Annotated in this window: 1 protein-coding gene; it reads left to right on the forward strand. The window is 61.1% G+C overall.

Features of this window, described 5'->3' with window-relative positions:
• Positions 1-555, forward strand: a 555-nt coding sequence (locus NZU74_20755; GenBank protein ID MCS6883755.1) for a type I glyceraldehyde-3-phosphate dehydrogenase, incomplete at both ends; no start/stop codon positions are given.

A 555-nucleotide genomic window follows, 5' to 3' on the forward strand; every position in this document is an offset into this window, starting at 1 on the left:
GGAACTGGGCGTTGAATATGTGCTGGAATGCACGGGATTGTTCAACGACAGCGAAAAAGCCAAAGGCCACCTGTCGGCCGGCGCCAAGCGCGTGATTCTCTCGGCTCCGGGTAAGGGCGAGGTGAAAACGCTGCTGATCGGGGTCAACCACGAAGAATACGACCCGTCCCGGCATCTGATCGTCAGCAACGCAAGCTGCACGACCAACTGTCTGGCGCCGCTGGTGCATGTGCTGCTGAAGGAGGGCATCGGGCTGGAGACCGGCCTGATGACCACCATCCATTCCTACACGGCGACGCAGAAAACCGTGGATGGACCCAGCAAAAAGGACTGGCGCGGGGGACGGGCGGCGGCGATCAACATCATTCCCTCGACAACCGGTGCAGCCAAAGCAGTGGGAGAGGTGCTGCCTTCGACGAAAGGCCGGCTGACGGGCATGGCCTTCCGCATTCCCACGGCCAACGTGAGCGTGGTGGATCTGGTCTTCCGGTCGGCACGCGACAGTTCGATCGAAGAGATCGACGCGGCCATGAAGAAAGCCAGCGAAACCTACCT

It is taken from the genome of Chloroflexaceae bacterium (assembly GCA_025057155.1).
Taxonomy (GTDB): domain Bacteria; phylum Chloroflexota; class Chloroflexia; order Chloroflexales; family Chloroflexaceae; genus JACAEO01.